Source organism: Streptomyces sp. QH1-20 (genome assembly GCF_041283565.1).
Taxonomy (GTDB): Bacteria; Actinomycetota; Actinomycetes; order Streptomycetales; family Streptomycetaceae; genus Streptomyces; species Streptomyces syringius.
Genome location: NZ_CP166299.1, coordinates 2,885,763 through 2,909,831 on the forward strand (window position 1 = coordinate 2,885,763; position 24,069 = coordinate 2,909,831).

At 72.5% G+C, this 24,069-nt stretch carries 22 protein-coding genes; 19 read left to right on the forward strand and 3 right to left on the reverse strand.

The genetic code is table 11. From position 1 onward, the window contains the following. Positions 1–44 precede the first annotated feature (44 nt). The 3 genes from AB8O64_RS12930 to AB8O64_RS12940 all read left to right on the forward strand — a co-directional run bounded on the left by AB8O64_RS12930 (position 45) and on the right by AB8O64_RS12940 (position 2,273). The gene (locus tag AB8O64_RS12930; protein WP_130877770.1) at positions 45–317 is read left to right on the forward strand and encodes a hypothetical protein; all 273 of its coding nucleotides are present in this window, start codon (positions 45–47) and stop codon (positions 315–317) included. Positions 318–567: 250 nt separating this feature from the next. Beyond that, complete coding sequence (locus AB8O64_RS12935; protein WP_370419308.1) at positions 568–819, forward strand: hypothetical protein; 252 nt, start codon at positions 568–570, stop codon at positions 817–819. Positions 820–1,298: 479 nt separating this feature from the next. Continuing rightward, positions 1,299–2,273: an acyl-ACP desaturase gene (locus AB8O64_RS12940; RefSeq protein ID WP_130877771.1), complete on the forward strand. Its 975-nt coding sequence runs from the start codon at positions 1,299–1,301 to the stop codon at positions 2,271–2,273. A gap of 61 nt (positions 2,274–2,334) precedes the next feature. On the opposite strand, the gene AB8O64_RS12945 is transcribed toward AB8O64_RS12940, so the two are convergent. After that, positions 2,335–2,856 (reverse strand): FBP domain-containing protein, encoded by a 522-nt coding sequence (locus tag AB8O64_RS12945; RefSeq protein WP_362219994.1) that lies wholly within the window; start codon positions 2,854–2,856, stop codon positions 2,335–2,337. Positions 2,857–3,030: 174 nt separating this feature from the next. On the opposite strand from AB8O64_RS12945, the gene AB8O64_RS12950 reads away from it, so the two are divergent. From AB8O64_RS12950 to AB8O64_RS13025, 16 genes are all read left to right on the forward strand, one after another. Beyond that, entirely contained in the window at positions 3,031–4,227 is a 1,197-nt protein-coding gene (locus AB8O64_RS12950) for an ROK family transcriptional regulator (RefSeq protein WP_370419309.1), read from the forward strand. Positions 4,228–4,331: 104 nt separating this feature from the next. Beyond that, positions 4,332–5,651 (forward strand): ABC transporter substrate-binding protein, encoded by a 1,320-nt coding sequence (locus AB8O64_RS12955; RefSeq protein ID WP_370419310.1) that lies wholly within the window; start codon positions 4,332–4,334, stop codon positions 5,649–5,651. Positions 5,652–5,662: 11 nt separating this feature from the next. Beyond that, positions 5,663–6,616 carry a carbohydrate ABC transporter permease gene (locus AB8O64_RS12960; protein ID WP_370419311.1) on the forward strand — a complete coding sequence of 318 codons (954 nt, stop codon included), beginning with the start codon at positions 5,663–5,665 and terminating at the stop codon, positions 6,614–6,616. Positions 6,617–6,622: 6 nt separating this feature from the next. Continuing rightward, the gene (locus tag AB8O64_RS12965) at positions 6,623–7,480 is read left to right on the forward strand and encodes a carbohydrate ABC transporter permease (RefSeq protein ID WP_370419312.1); all 858 of its coding nucleotides are present in this window, start codon (positions 6,623–6,625) and stop codon (positions 7,478–7,480) included. A gap of 16 nt (positions 7,481–7,496) precedes the next feature. Beyond that, on the forward strand, positions 7,497–8,750 hold the full coding sequence (locus tag AB8O64_RS12970; RefSeq protein WP_370419313.1) for a 6-phospho-beta-glucosidase: 1,254 nt from the start codon (positions 7,497–7,499) through the stop codon (positions 8,748–8,750). Next, positions 8,747–9,763, forward strand: a complete 1,017-nt coding sequence (locus tag AB8O64_RS12975) for an N-acetylglucosamine kinase (protein ID WP_370419314.1) — start codon at positions 8,747–8,749, stop codon at positions 9,761–9,763. Before AB8O64_RS12970 ends, AB8O64_RS12975 begins: the two co-directional genes overlap by 4 nt. Before the next feature lie 452 nt (positions 9,764–10,215). Beyond that, positions 10,216–10,632 (forward strand): tyrosinase cofactor, encoded by a 417-nt coding sequence (locus AB8O64_RS12980; protein ID WP_370419315.1) that lies wholly within the window; start codon positions 10,216–10,218, stop codon positions 10,630–10,632. A 47-nt stretch (positions 10,633–10,679) separates the two neighbouring features. Further along, positions 10,680–11,501 carry a tyrosinase family protein gene (locus AB8O64_RS12985; RefSeq protein ID WP_370419316.1) on the forward strand — a complete coding sequence of 274 codons (822 nt, stop codon included), beginning with the start codon at positions 10,680–10,682 and terminating at the stop codon, positions 11,499–11,501. Between the two features lie 311 nt (positions 11,502–11,812). Further along, complete coding sequence (locus AB8O64_RS12990; RefSeq protein ID WP_370419317.1) at positions 11,813–13,192, forward strand: hypothetical protein; 1,380 nt, start codon at positions 11,813–11,815, stop codon at positions 13,190–13,192. Continuing rightward, complete coding sequence (locus tag AB8O64_RS12995) at positions 13,189–14,187, forward strand: glutamate ABC transporter substrate-binding protein (RefSeq protein WP_370419318.1); 999 nt, start codon at positions 13,189–13,191, stop codon at positions 14,185–14,187. Before AB8O64_RS12990 ends, AB8O64_RS12995 begins: the two co-directional genes overlap by 4 nt. Positions 14,188–14,322: 135 nt before the next feature. Further along, the gene (locus tag AB8O64_RS13000) at positions 14,323–15,648 is read left to right on the forward strand and encodes a hypothetical protein (protein WP_370419319.1); all 1,326 of its coding nucleotides are present in this window, start codon (positions 14,323–14,325) and stop codon (positions 15,646–15,648) included. Next, entirely contained in the window at positions 15,645–18,254 is a 2,610-nt protein-coding gene (locus AB8O64_RS13005) for a tetratricopeptide repeat protein (protein ID WP_370419320.1), read from the forward strand. Before AB8O64_RS13000 ends, AB8O64_RS13005 begins: the two co-directional genes overlap by 4 nt. A 3-nt stretch (positions 18,255–18,257) precedes the next feature. Continuing rightward, positions 18,258–19,577: a protein phosphatase 2C domain-containing protein gene (locus tag AB8O64_RS13010; RefSeq protein ID WP_370419321.1), complete on the forward strand. Its 1,320-nt coding sequence runs from the start codon at positions 18,258–18,260 to the stop codon at positions 19,575–19,577. Between the two features lie 107 nt (positions 19,578–19,684). Continuing rightward, entirely contained in the window at positions 19,685–21,049 is a 1,365-nt protein-coding gene (locus AB8O64_RS13015) for a VWA domain-containing protein (protein WP_370419322.1), read from the forward strand. Positions 21,050–21,143: 94 nt separating this feature from the next. Next, on the forward strand, positions 21,144–22,184 hold the full coding sequence (locus AB8O64_RS13020; RefSeq protein ID WP_370419323.1) for an FHA domain-containing protein: 1,041 nt from the start codon (positions 21,144–21,146) through the stop codon (positions 22,182–22,184). A 187-nt stretch (positions 22,185–22,371) separates the two neighbouring features. Continuing rightward, a complete protein-coding gene (locus AB8O64_RS13025; protein WP_370419324.1) occupies positions 22,372–22,776 on the forward strand; it encodes a globin in 405 nt (134 codons plus the stop codon). A 20-nt stretch (positions 22,777–22,796) separates the two neighbouring features. On the opposite strand, the gene AB8O64_RS13030 is transcribed toward AB8O64_RS13025, so the two are convergent. Further along, complete coding sequence (locus tag AB8O64_RS13030; protein ID WP_370419325.1) at positions 22,797–23,597, reverse strand: hypothetical protein; 801 nt, start codon at positions 23,595–23,597, stop codon at positions 22,797–22,799. Next, positions 23,594–24,067 carry an acyl-CoA thioesterase gene (locus tag AB8O64_RS13035; RefSeq protein ID WP_370419326.1) on the reverse strand — a complete coding sequence of 158 codons (474 nt, stop codon included), beginning with the start codon at positions 24,065–24,067 and terminating at the stop codon, positions 23,594–23,596. The genes AB8O64_RS13030 and AB8O64_RS13035 overlap by 4 nt, the downstream gene beginning before the upstream one ends. Positions 24,068–24,069 lie beyond the last annotated feature (2 nt).

A 24,069-nucleotide genomic window follows, 5' to 3' on the forward strand; every position in this document is an offset into this window, starting at 1 on the left:
ACCCCGGGCGCGCGGGGCCGACGCGGGTCCGATACGTTGAGCCCGTGAGCAACAAGGTCAACAAGAACGCCATGCGCGCCGGCGCCATCTCCGCCGGCACTGTGCTGATGCTGCTGATGTCGTCCCCCGCGTTCGCGCTCACCCGCGACGACGGTGACGACCCGGGTCCGGGCATGAGCGTGATCAACACGCTCGGCCTCTACGTCGCCGCGCCGATCGTCGCCTTCCTGGTCATCGCGGGCCTCACGATGGTCGCGGCCAAGCACTCGGACAACCCCCACACGCACGACACCCACCACCCGCGCCCGTCGCGGTAACGGCTGTCCCCCTCCTTTTCCGAGTTCCACCGAGCTTTTCCGCCCGGTGCCTCCCGGTCCCGCACGGACCGAGGCACCGGGCTTTTCGCTGTGACCGGTCGGTCGCGCACAGCCACGACGGCGGTGGCTGGTGCCGTCAGGGCAGCTTTCGCAGCCGCTCGCAGCCGACCGACTCCCGCCCACCCGCCCCCAGCCACCCCCGCCGGTCCGGGCGGTGAACGTGCTGTACACGAGCGGGTGATCGTCGCCGGTGGGGGACGCGCTCCGCGTGGCGGCCACGGGCCGCCCGGCCCGGTCGTCGGGGGCGGCGATCCACCAGACGGTCGCGGCGGCCACCAGCGCCAGGGCGACGGCCCACAGAGCGAGCCGGGGCATTCTCAGGGCCCTCGTCATGAAGGCCGGCGCGAAGGCCGCCGACGTGAGGGCCGCCGGCCGCCGGGGCGCGTCCGGCACGTCCGGCGCGGGCTCCTCCGCCTGCCGGGCGATCCGGTCCCTGGCCTGAAGCCAGGCCTGCACCCGGTCGCCGTCCCCGCAGGCCCGCACGAAAGCGGCCACCAGCTCCGGCCTCGGCAACGCGCTCCTCGCCAGCGCGCCCGCCAGGGTGCTGCGCGCGAGGACCTCCCCCGACTCGGCTGCCGCTTCCTCGATTTGACGGTACGTCAGGCCTGAGCGGTCCTTGAGCCGTCGCATCAGTTCCACATAGCCCGCCGGGTCACGGGCCCGCCCGGGATGCGCGTTCCCCCTGCTGTCCATGGCGCAATCGTTGCCGCCACCCCCCGCAGCGACAACGCACGATTTCCGCCATCCTCGCCGGGCTCCGACCGGGCGCCGGAGCACCCTTCGCCGAGGCACACGCGGTGACGGTGACCGCACGCACCGTCCTCGCGGAAGGGCGGCCCTTGCCGTTTACCGCGCACTTAACCTACGGTGTCGTAACCTACGGACCCGTAAGTAAGATCGTCCCCGCACCAGGAGCTGTCTGTGACCATTGCCCCCCTCCGCCACCATTCCCGGGCCGTGTGGAGCGACAGCCGCCTGCTGTTCGCACTCGAAGAGGTCGTCGAGACCGAGCTGAACCGCCACCTCAAGGTCGCCAAGGAATGGATGCCGCACGAGTACGTGCCGTGGAGCGACGGGCGGAACTTCGACGGGGTCATGGGCGGCGAGGCCTGGGCACCCGAGCAGTCGAAGGTGACGGACATCGGCCGCACCGCCCTCATCGTCAACCTGCTGACCGAGGACAACCTCCCCAGTTACCACCACGAGATCGCCTCGCTCTTCGGCCGCGACGGCGCCTGGGGGACCTGGGTGCACCGCTGGACCGCCGAGGAGGGCCGGCACGGCATCGTGATGCGGGACTATCTGCTCACCTCGCGCGCCGTGGACCCGGTCGCGCTGGAGCGGTTCCGCATGCAGCACATGTCGGAGGGGTTCGAGTCCGACAACCGGCACAGCATGCTGCACTCGGTCGCGTACGTCGCGTTCCAGGAGCTGGCCACCCGCATCTCGCACCGGAACACCGGCCACCACTCCGGCGACCCGGTCTGTGACCGCATGCTCGCCCGGATCGCCACGGACGAGAACCTGCACATGGTCTTCTACCGCAACCTGCTGGGCAAGGCCTTCGAGCTGGCGCCCGACCAGACGATGAGCGCCGTGCGGGACGTCGTGGTCGACTTCCGGATGCCCGGCCACGGCATCCCCGGCTTCGAGCGGGCCGCCGCGCAGATGGCCATCGGCGGGATCTACAACCTGCGCATCCACCACGACGACGTGCTGCAGCCGGTGCTGCGCTTCCTGAAGGTCCTGGAGATCACCGGGCTGGGCCCGGACGGTCTGCGCGCCCAGGAGGAGCTGGGGCTGTACATGGGCGGCCTCGACGACCAGGCGACGAAGTTCGACGAGCGCCGCGAGGCGCTGCTCGCCCGCCGCCGGGCCCGGGCCGAGCAGGCCTGAGCCGCGCACCACTACGGACACGGAAGCCGGGGCGGATGCCCCGGCTTCTGTGCGTCGCGGCTCAGACCCGAGCCGTCGCGTCCTCGACCCGGAAGACCTTGTCCAGGAACGCGTCCAGATTCACGAGCGTGCGCGTGATCCGGTCCTCCACGTCCAGCGTCTCCTTGTAGCGCATCGCGAGCAGCGGCTGCTTCTTGCCCCGCACGTACAGCGGGCAGGCGAGATCCGCGCACATATAGGCGCCGACGGTGTTGCCGTCGCGGCCGGCGGCGCCGACCTTGCGGGCGGCGAGCAGCGAGACCCCTGAGGCGACGTGCCCGGTCAGACAGAGCGAGCACATCGTGGTCTTCATCATGCTCCGCGGTCCGCCCTGCGGGACACGCAGCGTGACCCCCACCAGCTCCCCGGCCCGCTCGGCGACGATGTAGCCGCGGTCCGGGGCGCCCGGATCCCGCCAGCCCAGGAAGTCCAGGTCCGCCCAGGGGAGTTCGGCCAGTCCCCGGGGCAGGCTGAGCCTGCGCGCCTCTCCCTTGGAGCAGTTCACGAAGGAGGCACGTATGTCGTTCTCACCGAGTGGTTCCATGGTGGTTGAAGCTAACACCGGCGCCGCCGGGACGTCGCATGATTTTTCCGGCGCCCGGTGCCCGGCGTGCCGAGGGGTTGTTGACGCCGTGTCGATCCGCGCCCTACCGTCCCTCCCCCGTAGGAAGGTTTCCTAACAGATTTTTCCGAGACGCCGAAGGGCGGGTGCGAGGCCATGGCCCAGACCCCCGGGACACCCCGTGTGCTGCGGGCCATGAACGACCGCGCCGCGCTCGATCTGCTCGTCGCCCACGGGCCCCTCACCCGCACCCGGCTCGGCGAGCTGACCGGCCTGTCCAAGCCCACCGCCTCCCAGCTCCTCGGCCGGCTGGAGGCCGGCGGGCTGGTCGTGTCGTCCGGGAGCGTCACGGGCCGGCCCGGCCCCAGCGCGCGGCTGTACGAGGTGAACCCGGCCGTCGCGCACGTGGCCGCGCTCGCCGCCGACGAGACGGGGATCACCGCGGCCGTCGCGGACATCACCGGCCGCGTCGTCGGCGAGCACCACATCGAGGCCGACGCCCTCGTCGAGGAGGTGCGGACCCGCACGCCCGCCCTGGTGGCCGAGGCCGTGGCCGGGGCGCTGCGGGTCGCCGGGCTCGGGTGGGACGCGCTGCACCGCACGGTCATCGGCACGCCCGGCGCACTCGACCCGCGCACCGGGACCCTGCGCTACGCCCCGCACCTGCCGGGCTGGCACGCGCGCACGCTCCGCGCCGAACTCACCGAGGCGATCGGCACGCCCGTCGTCATCGAGAACGACGTCAACCTCGCCGCCGTCGCCGAACAGCACGGCGGTGCCGCCCAGGGCTTCGACGACTTCGTGCTGCTGTGGGCCGACGAGGGCGTGGGCGCGGCGATCGTGCTGGGCGGGAAGCCGCTGCGGGGGGCGACCGGGGGCGCGGGCGAGGTCGGCTATATGCCGCTGCCCGGCGCGCCGCTCGCGCGCGGCGGACCGGAGGCCACGACCGGAGGGGACGGGGGCGGCGGCTTCCAGATGCTCGTCGGCTCGCCCGCCGTGCTCGAACTCGCCCGTACCTACGGCATCGGCGCCCGCACGGCCCCCGAGGCGCTGGCCCGAGCGGCCGTCGTGCCGGGCACCGGAGACAACGTCCTCACCGATCTGGCCCGGCGTATCGCCCTCGGGCTCGCGGCCGTGGTCGCGGTCGTCGACCCCGCGCTCGTGGTGCTGTCGGGCGAGGTGTGCCGGGCCGGCGGGGAGCGGCTGCGCGAGCTGGTGGAGGCGGAGATGTCCGGGCTCGCCCTGCCCCGGCCGGAGTTGCGGCTGAGCACCGTCGAAAGCGCCCCCATCCTGAACGGCGCCCTCCTGACCGCGCTCGCCGCCACCCGCGACACCGTCTTCGACACCGCCTGACCCCGCCCCGCCCTCCCTCCTTCCTCCCCCGCAGTGAAAGAAGTCCCGACATGCCGCGCCCCCGAAGCCGAATACGCAGCCGGGCACATCACCGGACGGCGCCGATGCGCCCCGCCGTTTTGCTCCTCACCGCGGTCCTTCTCCTGGCGGGCTGCGCCAATCCGTCCACCGGCAGCGACAAGGACGACCCGACGGCACCGGTCACGCTGAAGTTCTGGCACGGGTGGTCGGAGAAGAAGGAAGTCAAGGCGATCGATGAATCGATCGCCCGGTTCGAGAAGCTGCACCCCAATATCCGGGTGAAGTCCACCGGGAACGTCACCGACGCGACCGTGAACCAGGCCCTGCGGGCGGGTGGCGGCGAGGCCCCCGATGTCGTGTCGTCCTTCACCACGAACAACGTCGGCCAGTACTGCTCATCGGGCATGTGGGTCGACCTCGACCCGTTCATGAGGAAGACCGGCCTGGACAAGAAGGCGGTCTTCCCGAAAACCCTGCTGGACTACACCTCTTATGAGGGCAGGCAGTGCGCGCTGCCGCTGCTCGCGGACGCCTACGGCATGTACTACAACGTGGACGCGTTCGAGCAGGCGGGCATCAGCCGGCCGCCGCGCACCCTGTCCGAATTCAAGCGGGCCGCCGTCAAACTGACGGAGCGGACCAGGAGCGGTGCGTACCGGCGGGTGGGCTTCATGCCCAACTACAGGCTGTACGAGAACAAACCGGACCGGCTCTTCGCCCAGTGGGGGCCCACCTATTTCGACGCCGACGGCAAGTCCCGGCTCGCCGAGGGCACGGCCACGAAGGAATTCCTCACCTTCCAGCGGGACCTGATCACCGCACTCGGCGGATACGGGCCGCTGGAGAGATTCCGTACCACCTTCGGTGACGAGATGTCCTCGCAGAACGCCTTTGTGACCGGCAAGCTCGCCATGCATCTGGACGGCGAATGGCGCGGGCTGATGCTGGAGGACGCCAAGCCTGAATTCCGGTGGGCCACCGCGCCCCTGCCGGTGCCCGACGACAAGGCCGACACCTACGGGCGCGGCTATCTGACCGGCACCGTCGCCGGTATCGCGCACAGCAGCAAGCACCAGAACGCCGCCTGGGAGCTGGTGCGATTCCTGACGGCCGACACCGACCAGGTCGTCGCCTTCGCCAACGCCATGCGCAATGTGCCCTCGACCAAGGCCGCGCTCGCCTCACCGAAACTGGACCGCGACCCCGCCTTCGTCACCTTCCTCGACATCGCCCGCAATCGCCACAGCGTCGGCATGCCACCGTCCGTCAACGGCGGGCAGTACATCGTCACGTTCACGGACTTCGCCTACGACGTCGAGTCCGGAAAGGTCCGCGACCTCACCAAGGGTCTGCGCGCACTCGACCGGCGCATAGACAACGACACCCTCCAGTCCCAGGATTGACGGAGTCCGCCATGACCCCCCGGCACCCCGCGCCCGAACTGCGGCGCAAGCACCGCCGCGCACGGCTGCGCACCCTCGCTTTCCTCTCCCCCTGGCTGGTCGGATTCAGCGTCTTCTTCGCCTACCCCCTCCTCGCCACCGTCTATTTCTCCTTCATGCACTACAACCAGATCGAGGCCCCCACCTTCGTGGGCCTGCGGAACTGGAAGTACGTCCTCGGCCAGATGCCGCTGTTCGGTCCCGCCCTGTGGAACACCCTGTGGCTCGTGGTCGTGATGGTCGCCCTGCGCGTGGTCTTCGGCCTCGGCATCGGGCTGCTCGTCACCAAAATCAAGTCCGGCGTCGGGCTCTTCCGCACGCTCTTCTATCTCCCCTATCTGGCCCCTCCGGTGGCCGCGACCGTCGCCTTCGTCTTCCTTCTCAACCCGGGCACGGGACCGGTCAACGAGGTTCTCTCCGCGATCGGCGTCCCGGCGCCCAACTGGTTCAACGACCCGGCGTGGGCGAAGCCGTCGCTGGTGCTGCTCTCGCTGTGGGGCATCGGCGATCTGATGGTGATCTTCATGGCGGCCCTGCTGGACGTGCCCAAGGAGCAGTACGAGGCCGCCGAGCTGGACGGCGCGGGCGCGCTTGCGAAGTTCCGCTATGTCACCTGGCCGTCCATCACCCCGATCGTGATGTTCGCGGTCGTGACGGGCGTCGTACAGACCATGCAGTACTACACCCAGGCGCTCGTGGCCGGAAAACTCGCCTCCGGCGTCAGCGTCGGACCGGGCTCCAGCATCCAGCCCGGCTATCCCGACCACAGCACCCTCACCGTACCGCAGCTCGTCTACTCGCTCGGCTTCCAGAACTTCAACACCGGGGCGGCGTGCGTGCTCTCGCTCGTGCTCTTCGCCATCGCGATGGCCGTGACCTCGCTCCTGATGCGCAAGGGCGCCGGCCTGCAGACGGCGGAGGACTGAGCCGACATGAACACCACCACCCGCACCACCGCCCGTACCCGCACCCGCGTCCTGCACTGGATCGCCGTGCACATCACCGCCGTCGCCGTCGCGCTCTTCTTCGTCCTGCCCTTCGTCTTCGTCCTGCTGACCTCGGTCATGAGCGACGAACAGGCGATGAGCGGTGAACTCTGGCCCCACGAGTGGCAGTGGTCCAACTACGCGGAGGTCTTCCGCACCCCCGGCTTCCTCGACTGGTGGAAGAACTCACTGATCTACGCGGGACTGGGCACGCTCTTCACCGTGTGCTCCTCGATCCCGGTCGCCTACGCGCTCGCCAAGTTCCGCTTCCGCGGGCGCCGCACGGCGATGACCCTCGTCATCGCGACGATGATGCTGCCGCCGCAGGTCATCGTCATACCGATGTACCTGGTGTGGGCGCAGCAGCTGCATCTGTCGGGGTCGCTGTGGCCACTGATCATCCCGCTGGCGTTCGGCGACGCGTACTCCATCTTCCTGCTGCGGCAGTTCCTGCTGACGATCCCCACCGAATATCTGGAGTCCGCGCGGATCGACGGCTGCGGGGAGCTGCGCACCCTGCTGAGCGTCGTCGTCCCCATGGCGAAGCCGGGCATCGCGGCGATCGCGCTCTTCCAGTTCTTCTCCTGCTGGAACGACTACTTCGGGCCGCAGATCTACGCGGCGCAGAACCCGGGCGCCTGGACCCTGTCCTACGGTCTGGAGTCCTTCAAAAGCGCGCACAACGTCGACTGGAACCTGACCATGGCGGCGACGCTGCTGGTCATGGCCCCGGTCATCCTCGTTTTCTTCTTCGCTCAGAAGGCCTTCGTCGAAGGCGTCACTCTCACCGGAGTAAAGGGCTGATGTCCATGAGGCTCGTATGAAGCTCGCCGTGGTCGGCGGAGGCTCGACCTACACCCCCGAACTCGTCGACGGCTTCGCCCGGCTGCGGGACGTGCTCCCGCTGACGGAGCTCGTCCTGATCGACCCGGCCGCGGACCGGCTGGAGCTGGTCGGCGGCCTCGCCCGGCGGATCTTCGCCAAGCAGGGCCATCCCGGCCGGATCTCCTGGACCTCCGACCTGGACGCGGGCGTCGACGGCGCCGACGCCGTCCTGCTCCAACTGCGGGTGGGCGGGCAGGCGGCCCGGCAGCAGGACGAGACCTGGCCACTGGAGTGCGGCTGCGTCGGACAGGAGACGACCGGCGCGGGCGGCCTCGCCAAGGCGCTGCGCACGGTGCCGGTGGTGCTCGACATCGCCGAGCGGGTCCGGCGGCGCAGTCCGGACGCCTGGATCGTGGACTTCACCAACCCCGTCGGGATCGTCACCCGGGCGCTGCTGACCGCCGGGCACCGGGCCGTCGGGCTGTGCAATGTGGCCATCGGCTTCCAGCGGAAGTTCGCGGCGCTGCTCGGTGTCTCCCCCCAGGACGTCTCCCTGGAGCACGTCGGGCTGAACCACCTCACCTGGGAACGGTCGGTGCGGGTCGGGGAGGAGGACGTACTGCCCGAGCTGATCGCCGAGCACGGCGAGGCGATCGCGGCCGATCTGCGCATGCCGCGCGCCCTGCTGGACCGGCTCGGCGTCGTGCCCTCGTACTACCTGCGCTACTTCTACCAGCACGACGCCGTCGTCCGGGAGCTGAGGACCGGGCCCTCCCGGGCCGCCGAGGTGGCCGACATGGAACGGCGGCTGCTGGCCCTGTACGGCGACCCCGCGCTGGACGAGAAACCGGAGCTGCTGAGCCGGCGGGGCGGTGCCTTCTACTCGGAGGCCGCCGTCGCGCTGACGTCGTCCCTGCTGCGCGACACCGGTGACGTCCAGGTGGTCAACACCTTCAACGACGGCACGCTGCCCTTCCTCCCCGACGACGCGGTCATCGAGGTACCCGCCTCGGTGGACGCGCGCGGCGCGCACCCGCTGCCGGTACGGCCGGTGGAACCGCTGTTCGCCGGGCTGATCGGGCACGTCACGGCGTACGAGCGACTGGCGCTGGAGGCGGCGGTCAAGGGCGGCCGCGAGCGGGTGTTCGAGGCGCTGCTCGCGCACCCGCTGGTGGGCCAGATCGAATACGCGGACCGACTGACCGACGACCTTCTCGCACACAACCGGGAGCACCTCGCGTGGGCATGAGCAACCAGACGGAACCGGCCTCCCCGGCGGCCGTCCCCGGCGCCGTGCTGGCCATCGACGCCGGCAACAGCAAGACCGATGTGGCCGTGGTGGCCACCGACGGCACGGTCCTCGGCCAGGCGCGCGGCGGGGGCTTCCAGCCGCCGGTCGTGGGCACCGAGCAGGCGGTGGCGATACTCGTGCCGCTCGTCGCGGAGGCCGCGTCCCGGGCGGGGCTGACCGGGCCGCTGCGGGTGGACCATGTGCGGGCCTGTCTGGCCAACGCCGATCTGCCCGTGGAGGAGCGGCGGCTCACCGCGGAGATCGCCGCCTACGGGTGGGGGCATTCGGTCACCGTCGCCAACGACACCTTCGCCCTGCTACGGGCGGGCCTGCCCGACGAGGGCGAGCCGACGGGCGTCGCCGTCGTCTGCGGCGCGGGCATCAACTGCGTGGGGCTGGCCCCGGGCGGCCGCATCGCCCGCTTCCCCGCGATCGGCCGGCTCTCGGGCGACTGGGGCGGCGGCGGCCATCTGGCGGACGAGGCGCTGTGGTGGGCCGCGCGGGCCCACGACGGCCGGGGCGAGGCGAGCGCCCTGGCCCACGCCGTGCCCGCGCACTTCGGGCTGCGGGACATGTCGGCGCTGATCGAGGCGCTGCATCTGGGCGGGGTGTCGGCCGCGCGCCGCCAGGAGCTGACCCCGCTGCTGTTCGCGGTGGCCGCCGACGGCGACGCGGTCGCCCGGGCGATCGTCACCCAGCAGGCGCGGGAGATCGTCACCATGGCCGCCGTCGCCCTGGCCCGGCTGGAGCTGCTGGAGGCGGAGGTGCCCGTCGTGCTGGGCGGCGGTGTCCTGGCGGCCCGGCACTCCCTGCTGCTCGACCAGATCGAGGAGTTGCTGGCGGAGCGTGCTCCGGCGGCCCGGCCGGTGGTCGTCACGGCGCCGCCGGTGCTGGGCGCGGCGCTGCTGGCACTCGACCACGTGGGGGTGCCGAACGCCGCCCACCAGCGATTGCGCGCCCACTACACGTAGGCGTGTGCGTACGACACGTCACAACAGTCGAAGCCGATCGCCCGACAACACCACCCCATCGTCGCCACCGGCGTCGCGGAGGCCGTGCCCAACGGCCGTGAACCGCCTCGCCGGTGGCGACTTTCGCGCCAGCTTCGCGCCGTGAGGGGCGTCACCCCGAACGCCCCCGCACCGCAAAACGTTCGACCAAGATCATTCCGGGTGGACTTTTTTCCTGACACCGCGTCAACAGCGCAATGGAGCAACAATTCCTCCCTTCCCGCTGGTTGACCCTTCATATACCCCATGTCCACATTCCGCTTATCCGTTTCACCCCCTTCTCGGTGGTCATGCGAGCATCCGGCTCCGCATGGATTGGTCACGAAATACGACAAGCAATCGCCGCCCAAAGGGCGTTGCGGTGCATTCGTGACAAACCCTGCTCCTGATCAATCGTCCCCAGGGGTTCACGCATGTCGTCCAACGTCAATCGCCGTCTTGTGCTCAGAGGAACCGCCGTGGCCGTCGCGGGAGCGGCCCTGGCCGTTCCGGGCGTGCTCGCCGGCACCGGCACCCTCGCCCAGGCCGCCTCCACCACCGACCGCTCCGGTCACGGCGGCCACGCCACCCCTGGCGGGCCCGTGCCGTTCGACGAGGTCTACCAGGGGCGTCGCATCGTGGGCAGGGCCGCCGAGGGCGGCCACGGGGCCCACCACAGCGGCGGCTTCACCGTCTCGATCGACGGCAAGGAACTGCACCTGATGCGGAACGCCGACGGCACCTACATCAGCGTCATCAACCACTACGAGACCTACGCCGACCCGCGCGCCGTGGCCCGTGCCGCCGTGGACAAGCTGCGCGGCGCGACGCTCGTCCCGATCGCCACCTGAGTCGCCTGCCGCTCCCCCTGCCCCTCCCCGAAAGGAACACGACCCCCATGGCAGTGCGCAAGAACCAGGCGAGCCTGACCGCCACCGAGAAGCGCAATTTCGTCAACGCCCTGCTGGAGCTCAAGAAGAGCGGGCGCTACGACGGCTTCGTCCGGACGCACAACCAGTTCATCATGAGCGACACCGACAACGGGGACCGCGTGGGCCACCGCTCGCCCTCCTTCCTCCCCTGGCACCGGCAGTTCCTCATCCAGTTCGAGAAGGAGCTCCAGACCGTCGACGCCTCGGTGACGCTCCCCTACTGGGACTGGACCGCCGACCGCACGACCACCGCCTCGATCTGGGGCGCGGACTTCCTCGGCGGCAACGGCCGCCCCCGCGACGCCCAGGTGACCACCGGGCCCTTCGCCTACAGCGGCGGCCGGTGGCCCATCACCGTGAACGTCGACAGCCGCCCCTATCTCCAGCGGGAGATGGGCGCCGGTGTCGCGCAGCTGCCCACCCGGGCCGAGGTCGACTCCGTCCTCGCCATGGCCACCTATGACATGGCCCCCTGGAACAGCTCCTCGAACGGCTTCCGCAACCACCTCGAAGGCTGGCGCGGGGTGAACCTCCACAACCGGGTGCACGTGTGGATGGGCGGCCAGATGTCCTCCGGCGTCTCGCCGAACGACCCGGTCTTCTGGCTGCACCACTGCTTCATAGACAAGCTGTGGACGGAGTGGCAGCGCGCCCACCCCACCTCGACCTACCTCCCGGCCGCCGGCACCGCCAATGTCGTGGACCTGGGCGACACCATGCGCCCCTGGAACAACGTCACCCCGGCCGACATGCTCGACCACACCCGCTTCTACACCTACGACCGCTGACGGCCCGCAGGCCGCCCGTCGCGTCACCGCCCGCCCCTTCGGCCCCCGGCCGGAGGGGCGGGCGCGGTGCTGCGGGCCGGGCGCGGGTGGCGGCCCGGGAACCGGACGCGGGGCGCTGGCGTGGAGAGAAGGAGGGAACGGGCGGAGATGCGCCTTCGGGGGACGGCTCGGCACCATCGACCAAGATCGCGATCTGAACAAGATCGATGCGTTACCGGTGTTTTTGTCAGTTCCTGCGGCCATACTGCTGGCCGGGCATCCGTACCCCGCCGACGGGCGAAGGGTGCCTCGGCGACCGAGGGGGAGGTCTCGTGTCATACCCGCAGCCGACCGGCGGCGTCCCGGGTCCGGTACCCGGGCGTACGGCATGGCGCGAGGGGCTCGACCGAGTGCGGGCCGCGGCGGTCACCGAGCCGGGCCGGCTGCGCGGCATCGGGGCGGTGCTGGCCGGACTGCTGATCGTCTTCGGGGCGGTCACCGCCTGGCAGGTCGACGACCGGGTGGCGGCCTCGGACGCCGTGGTCGGCAACAGCCAGCCGCTGAGCGCCGACGCCGCGGACATCTACCGCTCGCTCGCCGACGCCGACACCACCGCCGCCAGCGGCTTCCTCGCGGGCGGCCAGGAGCCGCACGCGGTCCGGCAAAGATACGAGAAGGACATCGCCCTCGCGTCCGGGCTGCTGGTCAAGGCCGCGGCCAATACCGAGGGCTCTGCCTCCGCGCGCGAACAGATAACGAAGCTCAACGAACAACTTCCGCAGTACACCGGTCTGGTGGAGTCGGCCCGCGCCAACAACCGTCAGGGCCTCCCGCTCGGTGGCGCCTATCTGCGCTACGCGGGCGACCGCATGCGCGAGGAGCTGCTGCCCGCCGCCCGCCGGCTCTACGAGGCGGAGACCGGCCGGCTCGGCTCGGACTACGACGACGCCGAGCGCTGGCCCTGGGCCGCACTCGGCACCGGGGTGCTGGCCCTCGCGGCGCTCGGCTGGGCCCAGCGCCGCGAATATCTGCGCACCAACCGCGTCTTCAACCACGGCCTGCTCGGCGCGAGTGCCGCCACCACGGTCGTGCTGCTGTGGCTGGTCGTCGGGCACGGCGTGGCCCGCGCGGAGCTGCAGGACTCCTACGCGCACGGCGCCAAGTCCCTCCAGGTGCTCAACGAGGCCCGTATCGCCTCCCTCCAGGCGCGGGGCGACGAGAACCTCACCCTGGTGGCGCGCGGCGCCGTGCTCACCCCGGGCGGCGACGACGCGTACGAGGCGAGCTACCGGGCGGGCATGCGCCGGCTCGTCGGCGGCGACCGGGGCGAGCCCGAGCGCGGCACCCTGCTGGAGCGGGCCCGGTCGCTCGCCGACGACTCCGCGGGCGGCGACCCGGTCCGCAGGGCGATCGAGGACGTCCGCCGGTGGCAGCAGCGGCACGGCGAGGCCCGCACCGCCGACGACGGGGGGAACTACGAACGGGCCCTGCCGAAGGTGATCGGCGAGCGGGGCAGCACGGGCGAGTCCTTCGACCGGGTGGACGACGCGCTGCGCCGGGCGCTGGCCCATGAGCAGGGCGAGTTCCGCCGCGCGGCGGACGACGGGCGCGGGGCGCTCGCGGGGCTGACGGCCGGTGCCGCCGTGCTGGCCGTGCTGGGGGCGGCGGGCGCGGTGCTCGGCATCGGCCGCAGGCTGTCGGAGTACCGATGACGCGGGGAGGCGGGGCGTTGACGACACGATACGGAGCCCGGCGCGGGGCGATGGTGACAGCCGTGACGGCGGCCGTGTGCGCGCTGGCCGCGGCGGCGGCGCTGCTGGTGCCCGGCCCGGCCGGGGCCGACGGCGGGCACCGGGCGGACCGGGCGGCGGCGGGCCCGCGGGTCCCGGAGGCCGCCGCGAAGTGCCAGGACCCCGAGGCCAGTCTCCGGCCCGCGGGCGGCACGGACGGCCCGGCCGTGCAGCGGATCAAGAACCGCGGGTGGCTGATCGCGGGCGTCGACCAGAACAGCTTCCGCTGGGGCTACCGCGACCCGGCCAACGGCCGACTGAGCGGCTTCGACATCGACCTCGTACGGGCCGTCGCCAAGGCCGTCCTGGGCGACGCCGACAAGGTCACCTTTCTCGCGATACCCACGAACCAGCGCATACCCGCCCTGGAAAAGGGCAAGGTGGACATCATCGCCCGCACGATGACCATCAACTGTGACCGGATCAAGCAAGTCGCCTTCTCCACCGCCTATTTCGAAGCGGGTCAGCAGGTGCTGGCCCCCAAAGACTCACCGATCAAGGCATTCGACGACACTTTGAAGGGGAAGAAGGTCTGTACGGCCAAGGGATCCACGGGGGAGAGCGAGCTGACCGAGGAATCGCACGGCGCCCAGGTGCTGACCGTGCCCAATCAGCTCGACTGCCTGGTGCGACTCCAACTCGGCCGGGTGGACGCGGTGATCACCGACAACGCCCTGGCGGCCGGGCAGGCGGCCCAGGACCCGTCGCTGCGGCTCGTCGGTAAACCGTTCACCACCGAACCGTACGGCGTGGCGATGAATCTCCGGGACGCCGACCTGGTACGCCGGGTCAACGAGGTTCTGGAGGAGTACCGCCGCGGCGGCACCGCCAGTGCGTGGATGCGGGCCTACGAGAAGTGGCTCGCCCACGAACTCCCGGGCATCACCGGCCCACCGGTGCCCAAGTACAAGGACTGACAGGCACGACGAGCACAGGGACGGAAGGGACCACCGGCGCGAGGACACGGGCCGGACGCCTTCGGGGGAACCCCCGTGAAGGCGGGAGCAGCAGCGGACGTACGCGGCGCGGGCCGCGGACAGGAGAGGGGATCGATGGCGGTCGCGGGGCCCACCGGGCCGGCCTTGAGCCGCGAGGAGGTGGACCGTGCGCTGGCGAGACTGGGCGCCGAGCACGAGGCCGTCGAATCCTCGCTGCTGGCCCTCCAGGACCACGCCGGACGCCGTCTCCTGGAGGGGGCGGAGCTGACCGGCGCCACCAAGAGCCGGTGGGCGGTCGCCGAGCAGCTCATCACCCAGCTGTGGACGCACTTCGACGTCTACACCGACGTCCTGACCACCGCCCGTGAGCTGCGTGCCCGCCGCCGCTGGCCCACCCAGGGCGAGCTGGCCGAACTCACCGACCTGCTACGCGGCTCCGGCGTCACCCTGCCCGGCGGCGGCACCCTGGCCCTGACCCCCTCCCTCGCCCCCACTGCCGCGCGGCTCAGCGAGCGGCTGAGCCTGACCGAGCTGGTCGACCGGATGAACGGCTGGTACGCGGAGGCGCTCGACGTGGTCGTCACCGCCGACGCCGTCTGGTCCGCGCTGCCCGCCCGGATCGATCTGCTGGCCGCCGAGCTCCAGCGCACCCGCTCCCTCGCCCACTCGGTGGGGGTCCGGCCCGGCGAGCACCCCTCCGGTGACGATCTGGAACAGATCACCCACGAGCTGACCTCGCTGCGTGCCGAGGTGATATCGGATCCGCTCGCCTTCTGGAACGGCGCCTCCCCCAGCTCGGCGCCCGGCGGCGGCCGCCCGGACACCGCCCGCTACGACCGCGCGGCCCGCGCCCTGGAGGAAGTGCGGCGCGAGATCGAGGCCGTCCTCGACGTCCGGCAGGACGCCGAGCAGCGGCTGATGCGGGTGCGCGACGTGCTCTCCCGCGCGGACCGCACGCTGAACGAGGCCCGGCAGGCCCGCGTCGAGGTCCTCTCGAAGATCGCCGGGTCCGACGTGCCCGCCGTCTCCGGCCCGCCGACCGCGCTGTACGAACAGCTGTCGGCTGCCGCCGACCAGCGTCGGCGTGCCCAGTGGCACCGGCTCTCCCCGCTCCTGGAGAGCCTGGAGGAGCGCTCCGAGGAGGAGTTGCTGCGCGCCCGCGAATCGTTGACGGCGGTGACCGCGCCGCTGGCCGTGCGGGCCGAACTCCGCGGCCGCCTCGACGCGTACAAGGCGAAGGTCGCCCGGCACGGGCTGGCGGAGGACCCTTTCCTCATCGAGCGGTACGACGACGCGCGGCGCAGGCTGTGGAGCGCGCCCTGCGACCTCATGGCCGCCGAGGAGGCCGTGCTGCGCTATCAGCGGGCGGTGGCCGAGTCGCTGTCGCCGCCCGCCGGGGCCGCGGCGCACGAGCCCACCGACCGTAGGGGGGAATCATGAACAGCGCCTGCCAGCGGCCCGGCTGCGCCGGGACGTACGAGGACGTCGGCGGCGGTGAGCGGTACTGCGACACCTGCGGGCTCGCGCCCGTCGTCACCCCGGTGGGGACGCTCTCCTCGCCGGCCACGGGGGTCACGAGCGGCGGGCGGGCCGGCATCAGCCGCGTCGGCTCCCCCGGCGGGGGCAGCGGCTTCGCGGCGGCGTCGTCGGAGCCCTCCGAGCGGTCCGGGGCGTCCGGCTCCGGTGCCTCGGCCCCGTCCGCGTCGCAGTCGTCGTCACGCTCCTCGTCACGGTCCTCACGGTCCTCGGGGTCCCGCCGGTCCGTCTCGGGTCGGCTGTCGCGGTCGCTGTCGGGGGGCTCCGAAGGGACCGCGTCGCAGTCGGTGTCGGTGCGCAGCTCGCACTCCTCCGGCGCCGCCTCCGGGCGCAACAAGCTGGGCGCGGGCCTGGTCACCATGCCCGGCGTGCCGCGCCCGGCCCCCCGGGCGGCGGTGCTGGCCGATCCGGAGGTGCCCGAGCGCAAGCGGTTCTGCAGCAAGAGCGACTGCGGCGCGCAGGTCGGCCGTGCGCGCGGCGACCGCCCCGGGCGCACCGAGGGCTTCTGCACCAAGTGCGGGCACCCGTACTCCTTCGTACCGAAGCTGCGCCCGGGCGATGTGGTCCACGGGCAGTACGAGGTGACGGGCTGTCTCGCGCACGGCGGGCTCGGCTGGATCTACCTCGCCGTCGACCGGGCGGTCTCCGACCGCTGGGTGGTCCTCAAGGGCCTGCTCGACACCGGTGACGAGGACGCGCTCGCGGTCGCCCTCTCCGAGCGGCGCTTCCTCGCGGAGATCGAGCACTCCAACATCGTCCGCATCTACAACTTCGTCGAGCACCTCGACCAGCGGACCGGCAGCCTCGACGGCTACATCGTGATGGAGTACGTCGGCGGCAAGTCGCTCAAGGAGATCGCCAACGAGCGGCGGCAGCCCGACGGGCGGCGCGACCCGCTGCCGGTCGAGCAGGCCTGCGCGTACGGCATCGAGGCGCTGGAGGCGCTCGGCCATCTGCACAGCCGCAATCTGCTCTACTGCGACTTCAAGGTCGACAACGCCATTCAGCAGCAGGACCAGCTCAAACTCATCGACATGGGCGCGGTCCGGCGGATGGACGACGACAGCAGCGCGATCTACGGCACGGTCGGCTACCAGGCCCCGGAGATCGCCGAGCTGGGCCCGTCGGTCGCCTCCGACCTCTACACCGTCGCGCGCACCCTCGCGGTGCTCACCTTCGACTTCCAGGGCTACACCAACGTCTTCGCGGACCGGCTCCCCGACCCCGAGCACATCGAGGTCTTCACCCGCTACGAATCCTTCTACCGGCTGCTCGTCCGGGCCACCGACCCCGACCCGGGGCGGCGGTTCGCGTCCGCCGCGGAGATGGCCGACCAGCTGACGGGCGTGCTGCGGGAGGTCGTGGCGCTCCAGACGGGACGACCGCGGCCCGCGCTGTCCACGCTGTTCGGGCCGGAACTGCGGGTCGTGGACACCCGGCTGTTCGAGGAGCGGTCCGAGGCGGCCTCCACGCTGGGCGGCCGGGTGCACCACGGGCGCCAAAAGCGCCGGGCGCCCGCGCCGCCGGCCCCGCCCGCACCGCCGACGCCCGGCGCCGCCGTCCCCTCGGGGGCCGCGCTCGACGCCCGGGCCGCCGCCCTCGCCCTGCCGGTCCCCCTCGTCGACCCGGCCGACCCCAACGCGGGGTTCCTCGCCGGTCTGCTCGCCTCCCAGCCCGCCGAGGTGCACGCGGCGCTCCAGGCCGCGCCCACCGATTCGCCGGAGGTGCGCCTGCGCCGGCTCCGCGCCCAGCTGGAACTCGGCGAGAACGAGCAGGCGGCGCGCACCGTCGCCGAGCTCGACGCCGCCCACCCCGACGACTGGCGGGTCGTCTGGTACCGCGGGCTGCAGGCGCTCGCCTCCGGCCGCAACGAGATCGCCGCGCTGTCCTTCGACGCCGTCTACGACGCGTTCCCGGGCGAGCCCGCCCCGAAGCTGGCCCTCGGGATCTGCGCGGAGGTGCTCGGCCAGCTCGACAACGCCGCCGAGTACTACCGCCTGGTGTGGACGACGGACCCGAGCTTCGTCAGCGCCGCCTTCGCGCTGGCCCGGGTGCGGCTCGCCACCGGGGACCGCACGGGCGCGGTACGGACCCTGGAGTCCGTGCCGGAGGCCTCCATCCACTACACGGCGGCCCGCGTCGCGGCGGTCCGGGCCCGGCTGCGGCAGCGCCCCGCCCAGGACGCGCTGCTGGACGACCTCACGGCCGCCGCCGGGCAGGTGGAACGGCTCGCCGACTTCGGCCTGGACGCGGTGCGCCGCGAACAGCTGTCCACGGAAGTGCTGGGCAGCGCGCTGGACTGGGTGCTGGCCGGCAGCAGTGGCGCGCCGGGCGGCCCCGGCGCGCCACCGGGCCCGCGCACGCTGCTCGGCAGCGACCTGGACGAGCGGGGGCTGCGCTTCGGGCTGGAACGCTCGTACCGCGTGCTCGCCCGGCTCGCCCAGCGCGGTGACGAAAGGATCGAACTGGTGGAGCGGGCCAACCGTTTCCGCCCCAGGACATGGGTGTGATCGATGTCGCAACTGCCGCAACCCCCACAGCTGACGGTGTGCCCCGCCTGCGACGAGCCCCTGGAGCCGGCCGACAATTTCTGCGGCCGCTGCGGTGCGGACCTCTCGGCGCTGCCCCCCGCGCGAAACGGCGCGGGGCCCGTCGCGGCACGGCTGCGGCCGGAGCCCGGGGGAGGCCGGGGAGAGGACTACCGCCTGGCCGCGCCGGGCACCGAGGGCCGTACGGACCCGGCGGCCCGGCCGGCCGCCGAGCCGCGCACCGGGCCGTACGGACCCGGGCGGGCGCCCGGCCATGACGCCGTCCCCGACCCGCGCGCCACCGACGCGCCGGCCGGGGTGCCGGCCCAGGCACACGGCGGCCCGGCGGCCGCCCCGGGCTCGGGCCCGGCGTGTCCCGGCACCGGCCGGACCTGCGGGGCCTGCCGGGCGGGGATGATCGACAAAGACGGGTACTGCGAACACTGCGGGCATGCACAGCCGCGCGAACGGGATCACATGGAGCACGAGTCGGCAGGCGTCGCGGCGGTCAGCGACCGGGGCCTGCGCCACCACCGGAACGAGGACGCGTACGCCGTGTCCACCACGGCACAGGGCGACGGCGGCACCGCCGTCATCGCCGTCGTCAGCGACGGGGTGTCGTCCGCGACCCGCCCCGACGAAGCGTCCGCCGCGGCCGTCCTGGCCGCGCGCGAGACGCTGATGACGGCCCTGCCGCTGGGCACGTCCCCGAAGGAGGCCACCCACGAGGCGATCCTGCGGGCCGCCGAGGCCGTGGGCGCCCTCGCCGGGCCCGGCCACCGGCCGCGCGAGCACGACCGGCACCGCCAGGAGAACGCCCCGGCCTGCACGATCGTGAGCGCCGTCGTCACCGGCGAGCTGCTGACCGTCGGCTGGATCGGCGACAGCCGCGCCTACTGGGTGCCGGACGACCGCACCACCCAGCCCGCCCGGCTCACCGAGGACGACTCCTGGGCCGCCCAGATGGTCGCGGCGGGCCTGATGTCCGAGGCGGAGGCGTACGCCGACGAGCGCGCGCACGCCATCACCGGCTGGCTCGGCGCGGACGCGTACGAGATCGAGCCGCACACCGCCTCCTTCCACCCCGACCGGCCGGGCGTCGTCGTGGTGTGCACCGACGGACTGTGGAACTACGCCGAATCCGCCGAGGAGATGGCCGCGGTCGTCCCGCCGGACGCCCGCTCGCGGCCACTGGAGTGCGCACGCCATCTGCTGGGCCACGCCCTGGACGGAGGGGGCCACGACAACGTAACAGTGGCGGTCCTGCCGTTCCCCACGCCGTCGGAAGGGGCAGGATCGGCCTGACGGCCCGAGCGGCGTCCACGGGGGGATCGCACGCCGGTGTCACTTCGGGGCACCGGCGCGCCTGTCCGCCCGTCCATGTGTCCACGTGGAACGAAGGAGCGGATCCGATGGCGAATTTCTCCAAGCCGCGCGTGCCCAGGTTCTCCGCCGAGGTCTACCAGAACACGCACCTGCCCGAGGGCGGCCGTGAGGTCAACGCGATCGTCACGGTCACCGCCACCGGCGGCGGCACCACCGGAGAGACACCCGCCCCCACTTTCGCCTCCCCTTCGCCCTCCGGGGCCTCCCCCGCGCCCGCCCCGGACGCAGCCGTCGTCATCATGGTCGACTCCTCCGGGTCGATGGAGTACCCGCCCGTCAAGATGCGCAACGCCCGGGACGCCACCGCGGCCGCCATCGACACCCTGCGCGACGGTGTCGCCTTCGCCGTCGTCTCCGGCACCCATCAGGCGAAGGAGATCTACCCCGGCGGCGGCCGGCTCGCGGTGGCGGACGCCACCACCCGCGGCCAGGCCAAGGAGGCCCTGCGCAAGATCAATGCGAGCGGCGGCACCGCCATCGGCACCTGGCTGCGCCTCGCCGACAAGCTGCTCGCCTCCTCGGACGCGGCCATACGTCACGGCATCCTGCTCACCGACGGGCGCAATGAACACGAGGGCCCCAAGGAACTGCTGACGACGCTGGAGGCCTGCGCCGGTCGGTTCACCTGTGACGCCCGGGGCGTCGGGACGGACTGGGAGGTCAAGGAGGTCACCGGCATCGCGTCGGCGCTCCTGGGCACCGCCGACATCGTCGCCGACCCGGCCGGGCTGGCCGCGGACTTCACCGGAATGATGGAGTCCGTCATGGGCAAGGAGATCGCGGACGTCTCCCTGCGGCTGTGGACGCCCCTGGGCGCCGAGGTGCGGTTCGTCAAACAAGTGGCACCGACCGTGGAGGACTTGACCGGCCGCCGCACCGAGGCCGGGCCGCGCTCGGGCGACTACCCCACCGGCTCCTGGGGCGACGAGTCGCGGGACTACCACGTGTGCGTCCGGGTGCCGCACGCCGAGGTGGGACAGGAGATGCTCGCCGCGCGGGTCTCCCTCGTCCTGCCCACGCCGGGCGGCTCGCCGCCGCAGGTGCTCGCACAGGGGCTCGTCCGGGCGGTGTGGACGGACGATCTGGCCGCGTCGACCGCCATCAACGAGCAGGTCGCCCACTACACCGGCCAGGCCGAACTGGCCCGGGTCATCCAACAGGGCCTGGAGCTGCGCAAGTCGGGGGACCTCGACGGCGCCACGGCGAAACTGGGACGGGCCGTGCAATTGGCCAGCCGTTCGGGTAATGACGACACCGCGAAACTGCTCGCGAAGGTAGTGGACGTCGTGGACGCGGCGGCGGGTACTGTGCGGCTGAAGGCGAAGGTCTCGGCGGAGGCGCAGATGACGCTGGAAACCCGCTCCACCAAGACGGTTCGCGTCAAGAAGTGAAGATCTGAACAGGGAAGAATGGGCGCGGCGGACGCATGGGGCGGCCGCGGCGGAGATTCGTCGCCGAACGGCACACGAGGGGGAATGAACCGAGATGCCGACCTGCCCGAACGGCCATCACTCGGCGGCCGAGGACTGGTGCGAGGTGTGCGGCCGCCGGATGTCGGGGGCCGGAGCACCCACGGGTGCCGTCCCCCCGCCCCCTCCCCCGCCGCCCGGACCGCCCCTGACGGGCGCGAGCGGCCCGCAGGGCGTGCCCGGCGGTGCTCCCGGTGCGGTTCCCGGGGGCGGTTCCGGGACCTACGGTTTCCCGGACGCCGGCGGGGACGCCACCATGCAGGCGGAGCTGTGCCCGCACTGCCGCACCCCCCGCGAGGCACAGGCGCCGTTCTGCGAGGAGTGCCGCTACAACTTCCTGACGCAGGCGACGAACCCGTACGCCACCCCGCCGTCGCAGGTCCAGGGCTTCCAGTCGGCCCCGCCGCCCCCGTCGCGGCCGACACCGCCGCCGCAGAGCTTCGAGTACCACGGTTCACGCCCGTCCCAGATCAACCGGCCCGCGGAGCCGCTCGCACCGCAGCCGCAGACGTTCGACGAGGACGACTGGGTGCTGCCGCCGCCGAGCACCCCGTCGGTCGCGCGGTACGGATACGAGGGGCAGCCGCAGGCCGCCGTCGCGGAGGGGGCGCCTCCGCCCGTGCCGGCGCAGGGGCCTCCGCTCGCGCCGCCCGCGGGCTGGGTCGCGGTCATCGGGCCGGACCGCGAGTACTTCCGGTCGATGATGAACCGCAGCGGCCCCGAGGCGTCCGGGCTCAACCTCCCCGCGTACTCCCCCGAGCTGCGTCTGCAGCTCAGCGGCCACCAGGTCACCATCGGCCGCCGCCGGCACAGCACGGGCGAGTCGCCCGACATCGATCTGTCCCGGCCGCCGGAGGACCCGGGCGTCTCGCACCAGCACGCCATGTTCGTCCAGCAGCCGGACGGCAGTTGGGCGGTCGTCGACCAGGACTCCACCAACGGCACGACGATCAACGGCTCGGAGGACTCGATCCAGCCCTACGTCCCGGTGCCGCTTCAGGACGGTGACCGGGTGCACGTCGGCGCGTGGACCACGATCACGGTCCACCGGGGCTGACATCCGGCGCGGCGGGGGGCGGGCGGCGAAGGCGATGGCCGGACACGGTGACGGCGAAACGTTCCTGTGGCCCCGCTCCGCGGCTACTCGCGGGTATGGCCGGATCCGGCCGGGACGCGGCCGGAGTGCCCTTACCGGTGGTCCTACATCGCCGGTCCTCGGCCGGGCGGTCTGAGACCATGGGAGCGTGAACAAGATTCCACGCGGCACGCTTCAGGAGCAGACCTTTTACGAGCAGGTCGGCGGCGAGGAGACCTTCCGGCGCCTGGTCCACCGCTTCTACCAGGGTGTCGCGGAGGACCCGCTGCTGCGGCCGATGTACCCGGAGGAGGACCTCGGCCCGGCCGAGGAGCGCCTGGTGCTGTTCCTCATGCAGTACTGGGGCGGCCCCCGTACCTACAGCGACAACCGCGGCCACCCGCGCCTGCGGATGCGGCACGCGCCCTTCGCCGTGGACCGGGCCGCGCACGACGCGTGGCTGCGGCACATGCGGGACGCGGTGGACGAGCTGGAGCTCTCCCCCACCCACACCGAGCAGCTGTGGAACTACCTGACCTACGCCGCCGCGTCGATGGTCAACACCGAGGGCTGAGCACCCCTGGCGTCAGGCCGTCAGGCCGGGGTGACGGTGAGGCCGGGGAGGCCTCCCGTACGGACGGCTATCGAGCCGTAGGGGGTGCGCAGCCGCAGCCAGCCGCCTGCGGCGAAAAGGGCCAGCGGCTCGGGGGCGAGGACCGTCGCCACAGCCGCGCGGGGCGTGCCGGCCGTCCCCTGCGCGGCCTCGGCGGCCCCGGGCCGGGTGCGGGGCACGGGCACGGCCCGCGGGGGCCGCAGGAACCCCAGCGACTGCGCGGCGTGGACCGCGCGCAGCGGCAGCCGGGTCTCGCCGAGGGTGCGGGACCAGATCTCACGGCCGATGCGGTCCCGCTCGGCACGGGTCCGGTGCTGCTCGGGGAGCGCCTCGTCCCGGGCGCGGAACTCCGCGACGGCGGCGGCGACCGCTTCCCGCACGGCAGCCACGTCCGGAAGGCCCGCCACCCGCTGCCAGCCGCCGCGCGGCGGCAGCAGACCGGCCCACGGCGGGCCGGTGACGGACTCGGGCACGGTGATCTCCGGGCCGTCGGCCCGGGCGACGCGGCCGGCCCCGGCCGCGTCGAGGGCATCGGCCAGCTGTCCGGCCGAGACGGTGACGTCCAGCGCGGCGTCGTCCGTCAGCCGGGCGGTGCGGATCGCGAGCACCTCGAACGACGGCGGCCGGCCGAAGACGCCGAGCACCCCGCCGCCCGCCTGCAGACGGACGGCGGCGGCACGGTCGTAGTGGATCAGCCGGGCCAGGAAGGCGGCCAGGTCGGCCGCCTCCCCGGCATCGGCGAAACGCAGCCGCTGACCGTGCGGGGGCCGGTGCGCCGTCATACGGCGACGGCCTCCTTCGCGGGGGTGTCCCGCTGCCCGCCCGCATCAGAAGACGCCGGACCGGCGTCGTCCCGGAACTCCTCCAGGAACATCTTCTCCTCGGCGGTGATCCGCCGAGGCCTGCCCCGGTCGAAGTCGAACGGGACGACGACGGTGGAGGCCCGTACGTACACCTGGTCGGCGTCCTTGACCTCGTAGGCGACGGTCAGGGAGGCGGCGCCCACCTTGGTCACCCACGTCTCGATGGTCACCGGCTCATGCCGGTGGACCAGGGGCCGCAGATAGTCGATCTCGTGCCGGGCCACGACGGACCCGCCCTGGAAGGACTCGCTGCCCTCCCCCGGCGCCAGCCGGAACATGAAGTCGATGCGCGCCTCTTCGAGATAGCGCACGAAGACCGCGTTGTTCACATGGCCGAACGCGTCCATGTCCGACCAGCGCAGGGGGCAGGAGTACAGGTGGCGCGCCACGG